The sequence below is a fragment of the Amphritea atlantica genome, assembly GCF_018860855.1.
Lineage (GTDB): Bacteria > Pseudomonadota > Gammaproteobacteria > Pseudomonadales > Balneatricaceae > Amphritea > Amphritea atlantica_A.
On the sequence record NZ_JAHKQE010000019.1, the window covers coordinates 203,689 to 224,968 of the forward strand.

Here is a 21,280-nt window from a genome sequence, read left to right on the forward strand (position 1 = left end):
GTATTGCTTTTCAATGAGTCCAATAAAGCACATCGATTGAGCACAAATCCCTCGATGAATCATCGAACACACTTGGTTTTTCAATCAGATAGACGGGGTATCAAACTTTAGCGGTACAACCGTTCAGCACCATACTGCAACTCTAACGGCAGACGATCTTTCCGAGGCAGCCCCTTAACCACTAAACCATAGGAACGGTCGATCATGCGCTGCAACTCACCGGCAGGAATGCTGCCATCGAGCAACACCGTATTCCAATGACGTTTATTCATATGGTAACCCGGCAAAACAGCACTAAAGATATCTCTTAACATCTGCGCTTCAGCCGGATCACACTTAAGATTCATGCGCGCGATATCGCCATCCATCGACAGCGTGGCGAACATCTTATGACGAACTTTCATGACCGCGATATGGGGATAAAAAGGGAAATCCTCCCAAGCCTCGGGACGACTTAACATGTAATGACGAGTAGCCTCATAATCCATCTAAGCGTTTTCAGCGTTGAGGCTCAGCACCGGTTGCCACCGGCCGCTGCGGATCGCGGATCCACTCACTCCAAGAGCCAGGATAAAGCTTCGAGCCATGCAGCCCAGCATGCTCCATCGCCAATAAGTTATGACAAGCAGTCACCCCAGAGCCACAATAATGAGCAACCTGTTGCGGCTCATAATCACCCATAAAACGCCGCCACTCCTGCTGCAATACCGCCACCGGCTTAAACAATCCATCGGCAGTAAGGTTCTGTTGCAGGGGTCGATTAAAAGCACCGGGAATATGTCCGGCGACCGGATCGATCGGCTCCTGTTCACCACGATAGCGCTCGGCACTACGAGCATCGATCAACAAGCCAGTGGTCGTAAATTCAGCCACCTGTTGCAACGGTAAAATCATGCTCATGTCAGGCTCGCCGGAGAAATTCCCCGGTACCATCTGCGCAACCTTATCCGTGATGGGATAGTCAGCCGCCAGCCAAGCAGGATAACCACCGTCCAACACCGCGACAGCGGTATGTCCAAGCATGCGCAGCAACCACCAAGCCCGCACCGCCATAGCACCACTACAGTCATCATAAACCACTACCTGAGTAGCAGCACTGATGCCTGATTGAGCCAAGGTTGTCGACAACTGGGTGAAATCAGGCAGCGGGTGACGACCGCTGGTCGACGTTATCGGCGCTGAAAGATCCGTTTCCATATCGATAAAAACAGCCGTCGGAATATGCCCTTCTCGATAACAGCGTAATCCCTGACCGGGATCCAGCAAATAAGATCGACAATCCAGCACCACCGTTTGGGCATCACTATCGTTCAACCGTTCAGCCAACACAGAGGCTGAGATCAAGGTCGTCAACATGGCACGTTCTCCTTTCAATCTAACGGGCGTTATTAGCCAAGTAAGCCAGCCAACTCTTCGCGCAACAGGTCCAGCTCATTCTGTGCTTTCTGTTTGGCTTTCTTTTTCAAACCAGCAACCTGCTGTTCTTTTTCAGCCAGTAGTAAAGCAGCTTCTTGAGCTTTATCGGCAGCGTTGTTAACCCGATCCAGTAACGGTTTGAGTTGCATCAGAATCGCGCGACGACGTCCCTCTTCAGCACGGGCGATCTGCTCGGCCGATTGCTCTTTCTCTTGCTTAGCCTCCTGTTGAGGATTCGCAGCCCCTTGCCAGTTTAAAGGTCGAATACCGACGGCGACACGCGCTTTTTCCAACATTGGCGAAGCAAACTGACGAGCTTTATCGGCGCCTTTCAGTAACTGCTCTTCGACATAACCAAGATCGCCCATAAGACGGTTATATTCTTCCCGGGGCTGACTCAGGTAGTTATCCAAATATTCAAACAGCTCTTTTTTGGCATCGCCCCAGCCAATACCATTGTCAAACTTAGTCCGCATCTGCGCCTGCTCTGCCGGCGATGCAAAGTTGCTATACAGCTGAAAAATAGTGCTGTTATCCGCATCTTTGGGTTCACCAGGTTGAAGCGCATCGGTTTTGATCTGCTTAATCAATTTATACAGATCATCCGAGGTACTGAATAACGGAATGGTGTTGTCATAACTCTTAGACATCTTGCGGCCATCCAACCCAGGAATCAGCTGGGTCTGCTCATCAACCTGAGCTTCCGGCAGGTTAAACAGCGTGCCATAGGTATGGTTAAAACGGCCGGCGATATCTCGCGCCATCTCAATATGCTGGATCTGATCTTTACCCACCGGAATAATATCGGCGTTAAACATCAAAATGTCGGCAGCCATCAGAATAGGATAACTAAACAACCCCATGGTGATATCATCGTCATCCTGACGCCCAGCTTCACGGTTAGCATCAACAGAGCCTTTGTAAGCGTGTGCTCGGTTCATCAACCCCTTAGAGGTCATGCAGGTGAGAATCCAAGTCAACTCGGTAATTTCAGGTACATCCGTCTGGCGGTAGAACGTGGCTTTATCGATATCCAAGCCCAATGCTAACCAGGTCGCGGCGATTTCACGGGTAGAACGAGCAACCCGCTCTGGATCGTGACATTTAATCAGTGCATGAAAATCGGCGAGAAAAAAATAGCTGTTGTTATTGCTATTCAAGCTCGCCTCGATAGCGGGCTTAATGGCACCTAGATAGTTACCAATATGTGGAGTACCAGAGGTTGTAATCCCTGTCAGAACGGTCTGTTTGGTCATCTGCTTATCTTTTATACTGAAGCTAACGAAAATTGCGCTCTATGATACAAGAAAAGTAGCGCTCTAGCCTAGGTAATCGCGGTTGAGATGATCTTGGAGGGTTTTTTCAAACGGTGATCGGTGGTACAAATAGCCATCTCTTATGTAAGGAATCACTATGTCATCGATTATCCCGTCCTGTATTGTGCTCGGCTCACTGCTCATAACACTGTTTATCATGCTAAAACGCGCGCCGAATTATCAGCCGGGCACCATTGTCAATAATATTATTATGACGGCACTATGCTTTGTTGGCGGCATGTTAGTGTCTGCGATGTATACCCGCGCCGTTGGTAATGAAAATTCAAACCCGTATCTCATTGCGATGCTCGTGGCGATTGGCACCTTTGGCTCATTAGCTATCTATATCAAGCTAGATAACAAACAAAAGCATGACCAACACCAAACAATATCGAGTAAACCTGAAGACCGCAGCAAACCCAATTAAGTCGAGGCCAACGACACATTGACAAAACAGTTGTCCTAGCCAAAACTAAGGATGCTGCAATTAACTATATTACTAGAGGTTGAGATGGACAGATCAACACATACAATTAACGCACTCTTTGCACAACTGGGCATGCCTAATGATGATGCCTATATCGATCAGTTTATCCGTACGCATACGCTCTCCAATCAAGACATTAAACTAAGTGAAGCCTCTTTCTGGAACGATAGTCAGGCTAACTTTATCAAAGAGTGCTTGGATTGCGACTCAGACTGGAGCGAAGTAGTGGATGACCTGAATACTAGGCTTCATTCCTAAGCATCAGCCTTATAGCGAGATACCACTATCACGCTAATAAACAGAACTAATCGGGCCAGCTCTTTCCAGAGCCGGCCCTTTTAGTTTAGGATCAAAGCATTATCAGCCAATGACACTCGAATACTATGCTACTGGTTATCTCCCCCGCAAAAAATCTCGATTACGAGACGCCGGCCACCACCGAGCGTTATACACAGCCGCAGCACTTGGATCAGTCCGAACAACTCATTGAGCAGTTGCGCCAATACTCGGTCCAAGATATTGCTGAACTAATGAAACTCAGTGATAAGTTATCGGCACTCAATGTCGCCCGCTACGAAAGTTGGTCTGAACCATTTACGCCTGATAATGCAAAGCAGGCAGTGCTGGCCTTTAATGGTGATGTCTACAGCGGCTTAAATGCGGTAGACTTCAACGACGAAGATCTAACCTTCACTCAGCAGCATCTACGTATTCTCTCTGGGCTTTATGGCGTACTTAAGCCACTGGATCTGATGCAACCTTACCGCCTAGAGATGGGCACTAAGCTTACTAATCCTCGAGGTAAAGATCTCTACGCCTTCTGGGGAAACATCGTCACCGATGACCTCAACCAAGTATTAGCTGAGGGTGATGAACCGGTGCTGGTCAACCTAGCCTCCACCGAGTACTTCAAATCGGTTAAACCTAAAGCACTGAATGGCCGCATCATTACCCCAGTATTCAAAGACTGGAAGAATGGTCAGTATAAAATCATCAGTTTCTACGCCAAAAAAGCCCGAGGACTCATGTGTCGCTACGCGATCAAAAATAGAGTGAGTGATGCAGAGCAGCTAAAGCAGTTTGACCTAGCCGGTTATCAATATGATGAAGAGCAGTCCAAAGCAGATACTTGGGTATTTACCCGTAAAGAGATGTAAGTTTTCTGCCTTTGCTCTTTCGATAGCACAAAAAAACGCAGCTCATGGCTGCGTTTTTTGTGCAAAAGCTAATCGATCAAGGCTGTTGAATACCCACGATCACCCAATTAGTGTCCGCGCCATCCATATCTCGACGCAAGTGCCAGATCTCACTAAATTCGGTTGTTTCATCGCTATCCTCTTTCAACCAACCATAGAAGTTGATTGAGGCAATAACATGATCCCCATTGTCGATAAAGTTTGCCAACTCGGCCATTACAGAAACAACTTCAGTCTTCTGACCATCCGCTTGTTGCGCGCGTTCCTGTTGTAATGTCGCCAGTAGTTCTGGTGTCGTGTAGGTTTTAATATCATCCCAGTCACTGTTATCCCAAGCCTTCTGCAGATGACTGAAATGGCCCTTCGCACCTTCGATAAATGCTTGTTCATTAAACCATTCAGGCAATTGCAGCTCGCCAGCGGCAAACTCAAATCCACCAGCGCTCGGGGCGGCAGCATCATTCGGATAGACGGGAGTCTCTGGCGTTTCCGATACGTCAGATGCTTGACGGTGTTGCGCGCCGGCATACTGTGGCTGAGAAGGCTTTTTCATCGCGGAGAAGATTTTCACTGCGGCAAAGATCAACAACCCAATCAATAAAATATCCATAAATTGAATGCCATCAAAGCCGCCGCCCATAAACAGCGCTGCGAGTAATCCGCCTGCTAACAAACCACCCATCAAACCACCAAAGCCACTACGACGAGGCTGACCCGCAGCCTTAGCGCTACTTCCTGTTGGTGCGGCTTTTTGCTGCGTTGGTGCTGCAGGTTGAACTCGTTTAGGGGTTGAATAGGATTTGCCAAAGCTAAAGCCTCCCCCAAACCGTTTCGCTTCAGCATCAGGGACTATCAGACCAAAACTGATAATCAGTGCAAAAAATGAAACCAACAGTGTACGCATAGAAACTCCTTCGTTTTAGTGAATCACTTAGCCATGTTTAACTTAGGCGGGTGACTTTTTCTCGTTATGTCTACGACCGGTAATGATCGCTAAATAGATGCCGCTGAATATTAGCCCGATACCTATAAAATGGAAAGGTTCGACCGCTTCATTCAGAAAGATAACTGACAGAATCAAGCCGAATGGCGGCATCAGGTGGATAAACAGTCCCGCTTTCGCAGGCCCCAGCTCAGCGACTCCACGATTCCAGAAGATATAGGCCAGTATCGATGGACAGATCGCCATATAAACGATCGTCGACAAGGTCTGAGGGTTCCACACTGGCCGCGCACCAGACAGAAACTCCCATAGCATAAAGGGAAATAACACGATAACACCGATCACAACGGTAAAACCAAAAAACGTAAAACCATCCAGATCCATCGGTTTCAAGCGCAACATCACCGAATATATCGACCAACAAAGCACACCGGCCAAAATCCATAGATCACCCGTATTAAACGAGAAAGTGAGCAAGATATCAGGATCGCCTTTGGATACTAGGACGATAATCCCCAGTAATGAGATACAAACCCCCAACCATTGCCTGCGAACCACCGTCTCACCCAAAAACAGTGAGGTGAATATCAGAATAATAATGGGGATAGCCGATTGCATCAGTGTGGCATTGGTCGCTTGGGTCGTTTGTACGCCCAGATAGATAAAAGAATTAAAACAGACCACACTTAAGACCGATAACACGATTAAAATCGGCAGATTAGCACTGATGATCGGCCATTTACGTCGTAAACGTGGCAATAGAAAGGGAAGAATAATTAGCAGTGCCAAGCCCCAACGCATAAAGGACATGGTCAATGGTGGAAAGTCACCATGAACCCCCCTAGCCGTTACAAAATTACCGGCCCAAAAAAGCACCGTCATGGACAACAAGAAATAAGGCATTAGATTAGATTCGCTTCAACAGTTTGGCCAACAGATTATGACTCGGCTCTTCACCGGTCTGTAGATAAAACAATATATTGTAATTATTGATACTCCAGCTCATCTGATTACTCGCATCCGCCAGTCCACAGAAAAGTATCTCGTCACCTTCCTGAAGCACCATCAATTCACCCGGCAGCAGTTTGCTTTTACCATCACGCCTAAACATCAATGGAAAACAGGGCAGCTGATCCTTGCGATGACGAGGGTCTTTCATCAGATTACTCAGTTTCACTTCGAGCCCTTCTGCGGTAATTGCACAGATCGCGGGGGTCATCGTCGGGCTCACGGTGATCGACCAGCTGTCCAGCTCTTCATCGCCCGCAACACTGCTCATCCGATTTAACAAAGTATGTGCCCAAACATCATCCTGTAACTTCATCTGCTCAATAAAGGCGGGCAACAGAGGGGTCTTCAGCTTCGCCAGAATCCGGTTAGCAATAATTTTACCCGGTTCCATAATAAAATCGGCTTTAGAGTTCTGATAGATCAAGGTATTACTATTCAGATTTTGACGCACCACGGTAATCAATTTCGGATTTAACTCGCGCGCGGTCATGATAATCGACAGGTTATCGGCATCGTTATGGGTTCCCGCGATGATGCCGACCGCCTCATTGATACCGGCGGCCTGTAGAGTTGCCGCTTCAGTGCCTAACCCCGTCACTGTATTCCGATAGCCTCTCAGTTGCGCCGCATTATCATCCAGCAGTATCAGCTCAACATCCTGTTTAGCGAATTCCTTATACAACGCTTTACCAAAGCGCCCCAAACCACAAATGATCCACAGTCCACTGGCTTGTTTATAAGCACTGGAGAGCGGACGATGAAAAGGATTCACCAGCCAGTCATAAACCAGATGGGTATAAGGCGCATGTGCCGCTAGTGATAAATATTCTGCATAATCTTTAAAAGGATCGATTATATGATCGGTGCCAAAAGAGGCTAAGTTACGAGCATTCACGTCAGACTCTGTTCGGCTCACAACAATCCGTTGAGGTACCAATAATTTACTGGCAATCGAGATAGACAGGTTAACATTGTCATCATTGGTCAGCGCCAACACACCAATACAGTCGGGATGTTGTAACCCCGCATCGTCAAGCGTTTCAGGCAAGGACGCATCGGCACACAGCCCCGGCACCCGTAGCACCAAACCGTCAATTTCTAGTTCATCGATACGTTCCTGTTCGATATCGATGACGACCGAACGAATACCTCGTTCACAAAGCTTTTCAACAATGGCACTACCGGTAATGCCGTAACCACAGACGAGGTAAAACGGCTCATTGAAGTTTTTTACTTCATTAGCGAAAGAACGTCGGCGAAGCATTCGGCGAAAAACGGGCTCCTGAAACAAAGCTAACAAGGAACCTATACAGTACAACCACGCAATGACTGTGCCGTAGATGGTAACCAGGGTCCAAGCTCGCTGGCCTGAGGTAAAGGCATAGGGGATCTCACCAAAACCGATGGTTGACCCCATAAAGCTGACAAAGTAGATCGCATGGAAAAAATCCATCGGCCAGACATTACCCTGATCATCCTGACCTGGGATCATAACAAAGCCCAAGATCGACACCGAATAGACAACAATCAGTGTTATCAGAGGGTGCCGCAGACGGCGGAGCATCAAATAGAAGATATCATTCATAACGCAGGCCGCTTAACGGCGCACGACGACGGTCTCAACCATAAGCAAGATAACCGACACAATGTTCGCTAAGAGCGCGCCACCCGACATCGAGATCACGCTGCTGAACATTTCGGTGGTCACCCCACTAGTCGACAACTGAGTCCCATAGCCCCAAATCAATGCAGCAACCACCAGCTGTAGATCAGCGACTAGACTCGTTGCCAGCATCAAGGCACCGAGATGTGTCCGGTCACCAAACTTGAGCACGGTACAGATAATGCTCACCACAATAGCGGCAAAAAACTCATAGACATTATGATGTGCAGGATCATCCATATCGCCAATGAAAAAACCAAAGTTCATGGTTAAGGCAAGCATAATAAAGAAAGCGTAAATCACCTTTTCGCGATTCATAGAATCCATCCACGTATGAGAAATAGTTATAACAACAAAAACTTACAGTGGGATTGTAAAACATCCCGAGGTAATAGAGAAACTATCGAACTGACACCGAAAATCTCTGTCCAACTTCCTGATTGGTTATCGCTGGCTATATATAAGCAGATAGCAATGAGATATAACAGGAACCCCTGAACAAAAAACAACAGGGTTTTTGATCAAGAACCTTGATCGGTAATACAGCGACCCATAACGGCCAGCTGAAGATTGAAAGTTGATAGCACCCTTTCAATCAATGTAGTCAATATTTTGAATATAATCGCGATAACATCCAGAGGCTCGAGTTTATGCGTGACACAGGACACAACAAAAACATAATCTACACCCTTGTATTACTGTTATTTTTTACAACCAACGTTGCCTATGCCGCCATCCAAAAAAGCCCCACCGATCAGCGAGACTATCTGGCGTTCACCCTACCTAACGAAATGAAAGTGCTGGTCATCTCCGACCCAAGCACCGATAAAGCAGCCGCCTCAGTGAATATTGGTGTCGGCTCGAATGCTAATCCAGACAACCGCCTAGGGCTGGCCCACTTTCTCGAACACATGCTCTTTCTTGGCACCGAAAAATACCCTGAAGCAGGAAGTTATCAAGAGTACATCAGTAATCATGGCGGTACTCACAACGCCTTTACCGCCTTTGAAAACACCAATTATTTCTTCGATATTAAAGCCGATGAATTGGAACCCGCTCTCGACCGTTTTTCACACTTCTTTATCGATCCACTGTTTGCCGAAAAATATGTCGATCGTGAACGCCATGCGGTCAACTCCGAATACCAATCAAAACTGCGGGACGATGGTCGCCGAGGATACTCTGCGGGCAAACATCTGATTAACCCTCAGCACAGCATGAGTCGATTTGCCGTCGGTAGTTTGAAAACCCTATCCAATGACCACGGCAAACTGCGAGAGGATCTGATCGATTTCTATCATCGTTACTACTCTACCAACCTGATGTCACTGGTGGTATTGGGTAAAGCCCCTGTTGCCGAACTAAAAAAACTGGTTGAAGCAAAGTTCTCCCCCGTAGAAAATCGTCATGCCACGCCATTTATAACCGCTGTGCCGCTCTATCTGCACCTGCCGCAACAACAAAACATTAAAACGTTGAAAGACCTACAACAATTAACGCTGACCTTCCCCATTCAGGCCACCCGCGAATACTATCGTGAAAAACCCGCTCACTATATCGCATCAATGCTCGGTTATGAGGGTAAAGGCAGCTTATTCTCAGCACTTAAATCAAAAGGCTGGGTCAACAGCCTAAGCGCTTATCGGGGCACCGATCTACCCGACCAATCATCGATTGAGCTGTCCATATCGCTGACCGATGAGGGGCTTAAAAACTACAATGAGGTTATTGAAACGACTTTTGCCGCCATTCAGTTATTGAAACAGCAAGGGGTTTCCGCCGAACTTTATCAAGAAGAGCAGCAACTAAGCGAGATCAGCTTTCGCTTCAAAGAGCAGTCTGAACCGATCCATGAAGTCACTCGGCTATCGCACAACTTGCAACTCTACCCAGCTGATGCCGTTATCAGTGCTGACTATTTAATGGAAAAGTTTGACCCTGCATTAATCGAAAATATTCTGCAGCAGATGACGCCGGATAATCTATTGATCACCTTGCAGGCAAAAAGCGTCCAAACGGATCAACAAGACCCTTGGTTCAAGGCCGAGTACAGTGTTAACCCTATCGATACCGATCGACTAAAAAAATGGCGCCAGCCAGAGGCCGTTGCCGCCTTACAGATTCGTCAACTAAACCCCTATATTGCCGATAACTTTGCGCTTAAACCGATTGAGCATGAGCAGCAACACCCAGAAAAAATTCTCCAAGAGGGTGGATTCTCCCTTTGGCATAAACAGGACAATATTTTCAAACTGCCAAAAGCCGACTTCTTTTTCTCTATTATCTCACCACAGGCCAATCAAACGGCTGAAAACGCGGTGATGACGTCCCTCTATACCAAGTTGATCAACGACCAGCTCAACGAAACACTCTACGATGCCTCTTTGGCAGGACTAAACACCCGTATTTATCCCCATATGCGCGGTCTGAGTGTGCGTATCTCTGGTTATAATGATAAACAGCAGAAACTGCTAAAGCAGGTCATAACCAGCCTACAGCACGCTCAGTTCAACGAATCTAATTTCGCGCGGATTAAAGAAAAATACACACAGGAATTGGAAAACAGCCGTAAAGATAAGCCCTTCAACCAAGCTATCGGTGAAGTGTATAACCTACTACTGCAAAGCTGGAGCACTGACAAAAAGCTAGCCGCTCTAGATTCCCTTACCCTAGAAAAACTACACACCTTTGTACCTCAACTCCTCAGTCAGGTCGAAGTGCGAATGCTGGCCCACGGAAACCTAACGCCAGCGGAAGCATTACAGATGGCTCAAACGGTTGAAGCGGGCTTACCTTCTGAAAAAACGTTGCATAACAGCAATGCATTACCCGTTATTCTGTTGCAAGAAAATACTGAACTCACTCAGACGCTCCCCTTGGATCATAACGATTCCGCCATTAGTGTCTATTTTCAAGGCGAGAGTAGTAACACCCAAACCCGCGCTGAATATGCGTTGCTTGGGGAGATGTTATCGGCACCGTTTTACAGCAGCCTGAGAACAGAGCAACAGCTAGGTTATGTTGTTTTCGAAACCGCCCTACCCATGCGCAAAGCGCCGGGACTCGCCTTTGTGGTTCAATCCCCAAATACTAACCCTCTGGGACTAGAGCAGCAGATCAATAAATTCATCGATTCGATGGAAACAACCTTAACCGCCATGGATGAACAGCAGCTCAATGCCTTTAAGCAAAGCCTGATCTCCCGTATCAACCGCAAAGAAAATCGTATGGGCGAACTTAGCGAGCGATATTGGCAGGAGATTGATCGAGGGGATCTCAACTTTGATAGCCGCGAACAGCTCACCCATGCTATTGAAGCATTAACCCTAGAGGACCTTCACAAATGCTATGCCCAGCTACCGCTTCGCCGACTAACCGTTCGTTCGTTTGGTGAACAACACAGACAGGGAGTAGAGAAGCAGGATTTGCAGAAAATATGTGATAGTGAGATAGCCAAACTTAAACAGGCCGATCAGTTTGTCCCAGACGCCTGAATTTGACGCTCGATAACCCTGCGCGAGCGGGGTTTCGTTTCTTTGGGCTGAACAATTTCAATCCCTTCACACTGGTCAAGGGTGTCATCCAGTGCACATTGAATTTCCAATTGATCCCGCGCAATCTGCGCAAAGACCTTATCCTCACCGGTCAGTGGCGGCGCTTTCTTTTTCACACTGACAACCCGCTCAACCGGTTCGGGTTCGCTGTAAGGCACCACCGTGGGTGGCGGCAACTGCCGTTCGGGCAGCACATAAGGCTTAACCTCGATCATCGGCTCGCTATCCACAAAACCACGCCGCTTATATTCATACACGGTTTTCGGATCAACGGGCAGATCCCCCCCGACAGGCTGAATCACCTCATAGCGAATAGGATTAACAAGATCCTCTTTTCTGTCAGCCATAACATTCGCGCTGACAGCCAAGGTCAGCAAAGCAAATGTCATTGTGCTAACAGAACAGTTCATCAGTAAACCTCATCCATCGGATAGATCGCTTCAGCATACAACGCCAACTCTTCCAGAATCTCTTTATGGGAGGCGGACAGATCCGGCTGTTGATACAGTTCATTCAACTGACTAAAGAGTTCAGTCATGGTTAGATGACCCCCATTGTTCGGCCCGAGTAAGCGCAGGTGACGGAACTCTTCCCACCGCGCACGCTCCTCTTCATTAAGGCTAAACGGATAGTTACGGGCACGATAGCGCAAGAACATCTCTTCTAAACGGGTATCTTGAAACGCCAAGTCCAGCGCGCCTAATTGATCCGGCGGAGTACTTCTAATGATCTCCATATTCTTCTTATCGGCATCGCCAAAGAATCCGCCACTATAAAGCATGTGGTCAGGGTCAAAATCCTCCTCAAAATCGTTGACGGAGAAAACCTCAGCCAGTTTCTGCTTCAAATCGGGACTGTTACGTAACATTGCCAAATGCGTACGACACAGATCGCCAGAGATATTCAAACGCTCCGCCTCTACCGCCGTTAACATCGACGCGGGGGCAATAATAGGCGATTTATTCGTGTGAATCTGTTTCAGCGGGATGCGCTGTTCCCCCTCCGCCAAATCCTCAGTCCGGGTATATATCAAGCGTCGTACTTCATCTGCCGGTAAGGTGAGCAGCGGCGTAGGATCACATCGCAGATCAAAGGCTAATACCGCATTCTTATTCACTGGGTGCTGAGCTACCGGTGCCACCACGGCGGCATTACCCCATTCAGAAGGGTACATGGATGAGATATGCAGTACCGGCTTCATGGTCAGCACATCCAGCAAGCCCTGTATGGTGCGCTTATCACGGTTGTTTAGGGCATATTGATACAGCTTCGGTTGCCGCTCTTTGACCAGCCGAGCCATCGCAATGGTGGCATGAACGTCCGCCAACGCATCATGCGCATTGCCATGATCGATACCATTCGCCTTAGTCAGGTCTTCTAAACGCATGCTCGGGCGGCCATCTTCATAGATTGGCCACTCAATACCCTCAGGCCGGAGTGCTCGAGTCAACCGCAGCATATCGATAATATCCCAGCGGGAACAACCGTTCTGATACTCTCGGCCATAGGGGTCGTAAAAATTACGATACAGCGCATAGCGAGTAATCTCATCATCAAAGCGAATACTGTTATAACCCACACCGCAAGTGCCAGGCCGTGCCAACTGTTCGTGCACCATAGCCATAAACTCGGCTTCGCAATAACCTTCTTGTAACGCTTTTTGCGGTGTAATACCCGTAATCAGACAGGCTTGTGGATGGGGCAACAGATCTTCTGCTGGCTTGCAATAAAACATCACCGGCTCTTCGATGATATTTAGGTCCTGATCGGTTCTAATACCGGCAAATTGCAACGGTCTATCACGCTTGGTGTCCGCGCCAGAAGTTTCATAGTCATGCCAAAAAAAAGTGGGTGTTGCTGATGCCGCCATTCTATTCGCCTTTGCACCGGGTCTACCGGCTAATGCTTTTGATCAATAGGTTTAATTTCTGCGCCCCTTATACTAGCCTATCAATAGTAACTTCTATCTCAGCCGGGGCCCATATGCTTCACAATCATAAAGATACCACGCTTGCCTGCCCTTGTGGCTCAAATAAGCCATTTTCATTCTGCTGTGAAGCGGCCATAGAGGGACATAAACCCGCGGCTACCGCCGAAGCACTGATGCGTTCTCGCTACACTGCTTTTGTGCTCGGTGCCGTCGATTATCTGATCAACACCACCGCAATTGAGCAGCGCGATCCCGATGATGCTGCGCTGATTGCAGAACAGGTTAAAGCAACAACCTGGACGGGGCTGAAGATCCTCAGTACCGAAGCCGGCCAGCCGGATGATCAAGAAGGCATCGTGGAATTTATTGCTCATTTTGAAACCCCAGAGCAAAAAGCAGACCTTCACGAGCGTTCTTATTTCCGAAAACAGCAGAATCACTGGGTTTATGTTGAGGGAGACGTCGAAATAATAAATAAGATTAAATAAATTTCACCTCGATAAATCACCGTAAAGCCCCACAGACAGGCAAACAGCTTTATATGTCGTCTTACAGAGACGTTTTTCTTTTATGTCAAGGCTTTTCCTGCACTGCCAAACGCCGGTAGAATACGGGCTTTTGCCACCAGTACCGTTACTTATAGAGTGGCCCTTGTAGGATCGATGTAATGTTTGCAAAGTTTTTCAAACCCCGTTGGCAGCACAATAAAGCCACTGTTCGTATCCGAGCTGTGCATCGTTTGAGTCCGGGTAACACCGAACACCGTGAAGTACTTGCCCGACTGGCTCGACAAGATCAAAGTGTAGATGTCCGTTTAGCGGCCGTCGAAAAGATTGCCGCGCCGGATCTTTTATCCGATATTCTGGCCCATGATATGGACCCCGATATCCGCCGTAGCGTGGCCAAACGGATCTGTGAAATCATACTGGATCCCGGCTATACCTATAGCCAACAGTATGAGTGCATAAGCTGCCTTCAAGATGAAAATATGCTCGCACATATCGCCCTCAACAGCGAAAACTCAGAGCTGCAACAACAAGCCATACGCCGCATCAATGATCAGCACAGCCTTGTCTCGGTCGTCGTTAACGGTAACTGTACACAACTACGCCAGTTAGCCGCTGATAAGCTAGAGTCACCTGAACTGTTAGAACAAGCCGCTAAAGCGATCAGAGGACGGGACAAAACGGTTTACCGAATTATCCGTAACAAACAGCAACAGCAGCAAGAACAAGCACGGCAACAAGAGCAACAGTTGTTACGTAAAGAGGAGCTGCTGTGCAGCCTTGAGCAGCTCAGCAGAACCGCATACTTCCCCCTTTACAGCGCTAAACTGGATGCCCTTTGTCAGCAGTGGGCAACGCTAGCGGAGATCGCTGATGCAACGATGGATCAGCGTTATGCCGAGCTAGTTGAAGGTTGCCAGAAAACGATTAACGCAGAGCAGGTTAAACACGAGCAGCAGCAGGCTGAACAGCAGAAGGTACACAGCGAAGCACTGCAGCAAACAGCGCTACGACAAAAACTGGAAGACGCGGTTAAACGCTGCGCATCATTGATCACCGGCGAACTCTTTTGTAAAGCCGATCTCGATGCCGAACAGGAGTGCTGGGACAATACCTGCACCCAACTGCATGACATCAATAAAAACAAAGCCTCGAGCCTTATCAAGCCGCTGAAGCAACGTTTTGAGCATTATCAGCAAGCAGGTCGGGCGTGGCTGCAACAACAACCCGCAATCATCACGCTATTAGACGCAGAGCTGCCTGATACCGCAGAGAAGCCCCTACTACAAGACCAGTTAGAGCAGATTGATCGATTCACCAAACAGCTCAACTGGCCTAACGATATAAAGTCACCCGAACCACTACAAAGCCTTAACCAACGACGTGAATCAATACTGCAGCAGATCAATCGACTAAAACGTGAACAGCAACACAGTAATCAAGACCTTTCTGAGCTGTTAGATCAGCTAGAGCAACAGATAGAAGCCGGTCAGATTAAACGTGCAAGTCAGTTGGAACAAAAAGCCGAAACGCAGTTCGATGAACTCAACGGCACCATGCCTAAATCACTACAGCAGCGCTATAAAGGTCTCACCGCCCGCTTGAGTGAACTAAAAAACTGGCAGGGCTTTGCTGTATCAACCAAGAAAGAAGAGCTCTGCGAAGCGATGGAAGCGCTGATCGGGAGTATTGAAGAACCTCCTCATCTAGCGAAACAGATTAACGCCTTGCAATTACAGTGGAAGGCACTCGACAGCGACGACCCTCTACACTCCCATAAAGCTTGGCAGCGCTTTAAAGCCGCTTCAGATCAAGCCTACGCCCCCTGCGAGCAATACTTTCGGCAGCAGAAACAGCAGCGTACCGACAACCTCAATAAACGGATCAACTTGGCAGCAGAGCTAAGTCATTTTCTCGAACAGCTTGATTGGCAACAGGCCGATTGGTCACTGATTGAACAGGTTAGCCGTACCGCTAAACGGGAATGGAAAGAATATGCCCCCGTCGACCGAACTCCTGGACGTCAGGTGCAAACCGAGTTTAATGCTCTCCTAAAACAGATTGATCATAAAATTTCAGCACATCGTGATCAGGTCGCAAGCGAGAAAAAAGCCCTACTAGAACAAGCAGAACAACTTCTATTAGAGGATGATATAGCCGCCGCCGCGACTGATATCAAAAAACTGCAGAAGCGTTGGAAAGAGGCGGGTAATACCTTCCATAGCCTCGAACAAGCGCTTTGGCCAGCCTTCCGTAAAGCTTGCAATCTAGTGTTTGAAAAGCTCAACCAAGAGCAGCAAAATCATAAACAAGCACATTCAACCACTGAAACGCAGCCCTTACCACTCGCCGATAACGCATCCTATCAAGCGTTACTAAGCCGCATCGAGTTATGTGATCAGTTGGAGCACTTTATTCAGGATGGCACTCTGGATCAACTCGCGCTGGATGATATTGAAGCAGCCTGGGCCAAGTGCGGCCCCGTTAATGACGACTTCGGTCCTCGAATCAACGCCCGCTACGAACGTTTATTAGCCTTTATCTCCGGCGAGATAGAGATAGAGGAGTTGCTAAAGATCACCGAAAAATCGCTACGTCAGCTCTGTATTCGCTTGGAAATTCTTCTAGGGCTAGAATCACCAGAACAAGATCAAAGCTTACGTATGGAATATCAAATGGACCGCTTGCAACAAGCACTGGAGCAGCGGCAAACCTCGACCGACAACAGCGACCTCAAACGGCTGGAACTGGAATGGCAATGTCAGCCATTAACATTACAACATGAAGCACTGCAAATCCGCTTCTACAGTAACTTACAACAAGCCATCTGAGTGTTGTCTGTCAATATAACTGCCTGAAATAGTTTATTTTTGGCACAAAAAAACCCGCAATCGCGGGTTTTTTTTATCAGCTGAATACAGCTTATGACATGTGTTGACCACCGTTAATAGAGAAGTCAGAACCGGTCACATAACCGCAATCGTCGCTGGCCAAGTAAGAAACCGCTTTACCAATTTCAGATGGATCACCCAGACGACCAACAGGCACCTGACGAATGATCTTTTCCAGAACCTCTTCAGGAATCTTAGCAACCATCGGAGTCATAACGTAGCCTGGAGAAACGGTATTAACCGTCACACCTTTAGCCGCCACTTCTTGCGCTAATGCTTTAGTGAAACCATGAATACCTGCTTTGGCCGCAGAGTAGTTGCACTGACCAAACTGGCCTTTCTGAGCGTTAACAGAAGAGATATTGATAACCCGACCCCAGCCTTTATCCAGCATAGGATTGATAACCAAACGGGTCATATGGAACATAGAGTCGAGGTTGGCAGACAATACTTCGTTCCACTGTTCCCAGCTCATTTTACGGAAAGTACCGTCACGGGTAATACCCGCGTTATTTACCAGAATGTCGACGCTACCACCGGCGACTTCTTCTACCGTTTTAATACAGGCAGCACATGATTCTTCATCGGTAACATCGCCATAGGCAACCAGAATGTCATAGCCATCCTTTTTCTGCTCAGCCTGCCAAGCTTTGGCTTTTTCATGGTTACCACCGGAGTTATAACCTGCAACAACCTTGACACCTGCGTCAGCTAATGCCCGACAGATGGCGGAGCCAATACCACCAGTACCTCCTGTAACTAGAGCAATTTTCTGTGTCATGCTCGTGTCCCCTTTGCTTTTTGAGAGTTAATTGTTTCGAGTCGTTGTTTAGCGTTGTAGTTATTATGTAATTATTTTCAATCCACACCGATCATATAGATAACAAACCAGCGTGATAATATGACTTTGGTTGAGTACTCAACCCAATATTATCGCCATAATTATTTCATACTCAGCACGTAAAACAGCACTTAAATAAACAATTAAACTATCCATTGATCTAGCTCAAAAATTTACAGATCGCTCGATACGGCCTAAAGACAAGATACAACTTATTTCTCTGTTGTCAAAGCGTCACAAGCGGTTGAGATGTCGCCGCATCCACCAATAAGCCATTGCTGCAGTGCACATGTTTGCAATGACAAAACCAATAAACATTCCCTGCAAATCGGCCAAATAATTACCTAATAATCCCAACGGCACATAGAGACAAAACAGCCGAAACACGCTGATTCGCATCGCTCTAATTGGCTGATGTAAAGCATTAAAGCTGGATGCAGTGAGAAAGGTAACCGCCTGAAAGCCAAACCCTAGGGGCACAATAAAAATCCACAATCCGATTAAACTAATCACCGATTCATTGTCACTGAACAGCGAACCAATGCCGCCGGCAAAGAGGAGTAACAGAAGATAAACAACGGCTTGCCATAGCAGCGCGAACTTTACTGCGGACAGATAAGCTCCGCGAACACGTTCGATATGACCACGACCAAAGTTCTGACTGATAAAGGGTGGCAGAGTCATCGACAGTGCCAAATTCGCCAGTAAGGAGAGTGATTCTAAGCGACTGCCAACACCAAATGCCGCCACAGCCTCAGGCCCGTGGGTTGCCACAATCGCCGTCATAATAGCCGCAGCAATCGGTGTCATCATATTCGACAGCGCCGCGGGAAAACCAATTTTCATCACCATCAACCAGTGCTGCAGCGCAACAGAAACCGATTCTATCCGCAGCACCAATAAACCTTTATTAAAATAAAGATTTAATAAAGCAATAACCGCCGTCACACTCCAAGCAATAAAGCTAGCAATCGCGGCCCCTTGAATCCCTAACGCCGGCACCGGCCCCCAACCAAAAATCATTAACGGATCAAGCACCAAGTTAAGTAACGATGAGATCCCCATCAACAATGCGGGTGTACGAGTATCGCCGCTGGCCCGTAATGAACTGTTAGACACCATAATCAGGACATAGAAAACCGCTCCGGCAAACCACACCGACATATACTGGTCGATATAGGGGAGTAAGTCGTCCCCTGCCCCTAATAAGCGGAACAACGGATCGATCACCTGAATAGCCAACACCGCGATGGTGATCATCAACAGGGAGGTCATTAATAGGTTGTCGGTGGTTAGTTGTCGGGCACCGGATTCGTTCCCCGAACCGATCAGCCTAGCGATGGTTGCAGAGGTGCCAATACTCAAGCCGATCGATAAGCTAATCACCGTGAATGAAACCGGAAAGGTAAACCCCAGTGCCGCCAGTTGATGGGTACCTAACTGGCTGACAAAATAACTATCAACGACATTAAACAGCATCAGGCTAACGATACCGAGCATCATCGGCAGCGTCATTTTAATCAGGGTAGGACGAACCTCATCATTCAGCAGATCGGATTTCACTCAATACCTTTATAGACAGGAATTATCGGGCCGCCATCATACCATCTCTCGCGGTTCAGTTGAGTACCGCGGCCATTAAACGCAAAAACCTCCCGCAGGAGGTTTTATCGATTTAACCATTACGATAGGTATGGCGTTTGCCTCTTTTTAATCGCCCTATTTAGGCCCCTGACGAAATAGCCAAGATTGCAGCAACCGGGTGACGCGGGGCATCACGATATAGGTCAGCAGTAATACCTGTAACAGCACAATCACCACTGATCTCAACCATAGATCGAGACTATTAAGGAATGGCCCTAACAGCACATTGATCGCCATCACCAACGCATATACCACCACCAGCAACACGCACGTCATCTTGTGGGGTGACGGTTTACTGACCGGCAGCTCGGGCAGATCGAACCAAAACTCGAGTCCGGTGCCACGCTGTACCTCAGGCTCTCCCTCAATGATTGGCTCAAGTTTTTTTAGCCATTTCCGTCGTACCTCAGATTCTTCCCAATTTTGACAATTCTGATAATTATCAAACCGGTAGATAAGCACATAGCAGTTACCCGTGGAGGCGGATGGCCGCAGTACATTACTGCCCTGATGACCAGGATAGACCGACGCCTCTTCAACGACGGCGGAAACCCAGCGTTCAAAGTCCGCTTCTTTCCCCGGAATGATCTTGCGGGAGATACTGACAGTGACAGGGCCTTCCTGACCCGGTTCGGTCAGCTGTTGTTCAATACCACTTTCGCCCGTCACTCTTACACCTCAATCAGTTATACACATTTACCTCTGATTGTACCCAAACCCTGATAACGAACACAAAAATAATCATCTTTATTCAACTGCACCATCGCGGCAATCGCACAGATTATGACAAAAGCGCCTGCGGGCAGCTCTTCGCCTAGCATATTCGACATATTGTAATGGCTATAGCAACCGACTTTCGTGGCAGGGTTCAACTCAGTCCGCAACAGAACAGTCTTTTCAGGCTTTACTGCCGGCAGGCGAAATCGATGTATAAACATCGCCACTCTATTCATTCGGCTTTAGCTCTGAAAATTAAGAAAACACGGAGCCAGTTGCAAATAGGTCCAAATAAACCATTATTTTAAAACGCCATCTTATCCCTACTACTCAAAAGCCTAGATAGAGCCAGACTTTTGAGAGATGGCAAACCTCAAACAACCTTATTGCCAAAGGTAAGATTCCATTGATAGTGCGCTATATAAGATTGGGCTTTGCAGCACGTTTAAACTATCGCTTGCGCTGCTCGCTCCCATCGCGATAAGCAGCGGCAAGTAGTGATCAGCTGAGGGGTGGGCACGGCTAAACGCTTCCGTTTCCAGCTGCGGCTGACAGAGCGCCGCAATCTGCCGCTCACTCACCTGCTGTCGAACCCATGCTTGAAAGCGCACCACATAGTCCGCTGGCGCTGCATCCTCATGCCGCACAATATCCCGCAGGTTATGGGTGATGCTGCCCGAAGTAATCACGGCAATATTCTGCTCCCGTAAGGGTGCTAATGACTCACCCAAAGCCACCAGCTGCATGGGTGATAAGTTCGCAGGCAGAGATAATTGAATCACAGGAATATCCGCCTGCGGCAATAAAAACCGCAGCGGCACCCAAGCACCATGATCCAGTCCACGCTGATGATTAAGGGATACCTTAATGCCCGCGCAGCTTAAGCAATCAGCCACTTGGCCCGCAATCACAGCGCTACCGGGAGCCGGGTATTGCAGTTGATACAGAGCCGCGGGGAAACCGCCAAAATCATGAATGGTGTCAGGCTGCGACGACGAGGTCACTTCGGCCTCAGCGGTTATCCAGTGAGGGGAGATAATCACCACGGCGTTGAGCTGTGCAAATTGCGCAGTCAGTTGCATCAACTGCGCGCCGGCTTCACCGGGATCTAGCGCCCACATTGGCGAGCCATGACTGATAAACATAACCGGTGCTTTAGACATTG

20 protein-coding genes are annotated in these 21,280 nt (G+C 47.9%); 6 read left to right on the forward strand and 14 right to left on the reverse strand.

Going from position 1 to position 21,280, the window contains the following annotated elements:
- Positions 1-107: 107 nt before the first annotated feature.
- Genes KO512_RS08100 through KO512_RS08110 form a run of 3 tightly spaced genes read right to left on the reverse strand, consistent with a single transcriptional unit; the run spans position 108 to position 2,672 of the window.
- Positions 108-488, reverse strand: coding sequence for an MmcQ/YjbR family DNA-binding protein (locus KO512_RS08100; protein ID WP_215951825.1), 381 nt, complete (start codon positions 486-488; stop codon positions 108-110).
- Between the two features lie 10 nt (positions 489-498).
- Positions 499-1,356, reverse strand: coding sequence for a sulfurtransferase (locus KO512_RS08105; RefSeq protein WP_215951826.1), 858 nt, complete (start codon positions 1,354-1,356; stop codon positions 499-501).
- Positions 1,357-1,388: 32 nt separating this feature from the next.
- Positions 1,389-2,672: a tryptophan--tRNA ligase gene (locus KO512_RS08110; RefSeq protein WP_215951827.1), complete on the reverse strand. Its 1,284-nt coding sequence runs from the start codon at positions 2,670-2,672 to the stop codon at positions 1,389-1,391.
- Between the two features lie 157 nt (positions 2,673-2,829).
- On the opposite strand from KO512_RS08110, the gene KO512_RS08115 reads away from it, so the two are divergent.
- The 3 genes from KO512_RS08115 to yaaA all read left to right on the forward strand — a co-directional run bounded on the left by KO512_RS08115 (position 2,830) and on the right by yaaA (position 4,376).
- A complete protein-coding gene (locus KO512_RS08115) occupies positions 2,830-3,159 on the forward strand; it encodes a hypothetical protein (RefSeq protein ID WP_215951828.1) in 330 nt (109 codons plus the stop codon).
- A gap of 84 nt (positions 3,160-3,243) precedes the next feature.
- Positions 3,244-3,477 (forward strand): DUF2789 domain-containing protein, encoded by a 234-nt coding sequence (locus tag KO512_RS08120; protein WP_215951829.1) that lies wholly within the window; start codon positions 3,244-3,246, stop codon positions 3,475-3,477.
- Between the two features lie 125 nt (positions 3,478-3,602).
- Positions 3,603-4,376, forward strand: a complete 774-nt coding sequence (gene yaaA / locus KO512_RS08125) for a peroxide stress protein YaaA (protein WP_215951830.1) — start codon at positions 3,603-3,605, stop codon at positions 4,374-4,376.
- Between the two features lie 76 nt (positions 4,377-4,452).
- Here the strand turns inward: yaaA and KO512_RS08130 are convergent, their stop codons facing one another.
- From KO512_RS08130 to KO512_RS08145, 4 genes are read right to left on the reverse strand one after another with little or no spacing between them, the layout of a single operon-like run.
- On the reverse strand, positions 4,453-5,319 hold the full coding sequence (locus KO512_RS08130; RefSeq protein WP_215951831.1) for a Tim44 domain-containing protein: 867 nt from the start codon (positions 5,317-5,319) through the stop codon (positions 4,453-4,455).
- A 42-nt stretch (positions 5,320-5,361) separates the two neighbouring features.
- Positions 5,362-6,261 carry a DMT family transporter gene (locus KO512_RS08135; RefSeq protein WP_215951832.1) on the reverse strand — a complete coding sequence of 300 codons (900 nt, stop codon included), beginning with the start codon at positions 6,259-6,261 and terminating at the stop codon, positions 5,362-5,364.
- 4 nt (positions 6,262-6,265) lie between these two features.
- Positions 6,266-7,954, reverse strand: coding sequence for a potassium channel family protein (locus KO512_RS08140; protein WP_215951833.1), 1,689 nt, complete (start codon positions 7,952-7,954; stop codon positions 6,266-6,268).
- A gap of 12 nt (positions 7,955-7,966) precedes the next feature.
- Positions 7,967-8,350 (reverse strand): DUF6394 family protein, encoded by a 384-nt coding sequence (locus KO512_RS08145; protein WP_215951834.1) that lies wholly within the window; start codon positions 8,348-8,350, stop codon positions 7,967-7,969.
- A 332-nt stretch (positions 8,351-8,682) separates the two neighbouring features.
- On the opposite strand from KO512_RS08145, the gene KO512_RS08150 reads away from it, so the two are divergent.
- Complete coding sequence (locus KO512_RS08150; protein WP_215951835.1) at positions 8,683-11,526, forward strand: insulinase family protein; 2,844 nt, start codon at positions 8,683-8,685, stop codon at positions 11,524-11,526.
- On the opposite strand, the gene KO512_RS08155 is transcribed toward KO512_RS08150, so the two are convergent.
- On the reverse strand, positions 11,505-11,996 hold the full coding sequence (locus KO512_RS08155) for a hypothetical protein (RefSeq protein WP_215951836.1): 492 nt from the start codon (positions 11,994-11,996) through the stop codon (positions 11,505-11,507). The two genes, KO512_RS08150 and KO512_RS08155, sit on opposite strands and share 22 nt — an antisense overlap.
- Positions 11,996-13,456, reverse strand: a complete 1,461-nt coding sequence (gene sbcB / locus KO512_RS08160; RefSeq protein ID WP_215951837.1) for an exodeoxyribonuclease I — start codon at positions 13,454-13,456, stop codon at positions 11,996-11,998. Before sbcB ends, KO512_RS08155 begins: the two co-directional genes overlap by 1 nt.
- Positions 13,457-13,569: 113 nt before the next feature.
- Here sbcB and KO512_RS08165 point away from each other — a divergent pair, with 113 nt between their 5' ends.
- The gene (locus tag KO512_RS08165) at positions 13,570-14,004 is read left to right on the forward strand and encodes a YchJ family protein (RefSeq protein WP_215951838.1); all 435 of its coding nucleotides are present in this window, start codon (positions 13,570-13,572) and stop codon (positions 14,002-14,004) included.
- A 179-nt stretch (positions 14,005-14,183) separates the two neighbouring features.
- Entirely contained in the window at positions 14,184-16,853 is a 2,670-nt protein-coding gene (locus KO512_RS08170; RefSeq protein WP_215951839.1) for a DUF349 domain-containing protein, read from the forward strand.
- 91 nt (positions 16,854-16,944) lie between these two features.
- Here KO512_RS08170 and phbB read toward each other — a convergent pair whose 3' ends face one another.
- The 5 genes from phbB to KO512_RS08195 form a co-directional block, all read right to left on the reverse strand.
- A complete protein-coding gene (phbB, locus tag KO512_RS08175) occupies positions 16,945-17,694 on the reverse strand; it encodes an acetoacetyl-CoA reductase (protein WP_215951840.1) in 750 nt (249 codons plus the stop codon).
- A gap of 294 nt (positions 17,695-17,988) precedes the next feature.
- Entirely contained in the window at positions 17,989-19,317 is a 1,329-nt protein-coding gene (locus KO512_RS08180) for an MATE family efflux transporter (RefSeq protein ID WP_303493513.1), read from the reverse strand.
- Between the two features lie 156 nt (positions 19,318-19,473).
- Positions 19,474-20,067, reverse strand: a complete 594-nt coding sequence (locus KO512_RS08185) for an antibiotic biosynthesis monooxygenase (protein ID WP_215951841.1) — start codon at positions 20,065-20,067, stop codon at positions 19,474-19,476.
- 17 nt (positions 20,068-20,084) lie between these two features.
- Entirely contained in the window at positions 20,085-20,336 is a 252-nt protein-coding gene (locus KO512_RS08190; RefSeq protein ID WP_215951842.1) for a hypothetical protein, read from the reverse strand.
- Between the two features lie 162 nt (positions 20,337-20,498).
- Positions 20,499-21,278 (reverse strand): DODA-type extradiol aromatic ring-opening family dioxygenase, encoded by a 780-nt coding sequence (locus tag KO512_RS08195; protein ID WP_215951843.1) that lies wholly within the window; start codon positions 21,276-21,278, stop codon positions 20,499-20,501.
- Positions 21,279-21,280 lie beyond the last annotated feature (2 nt).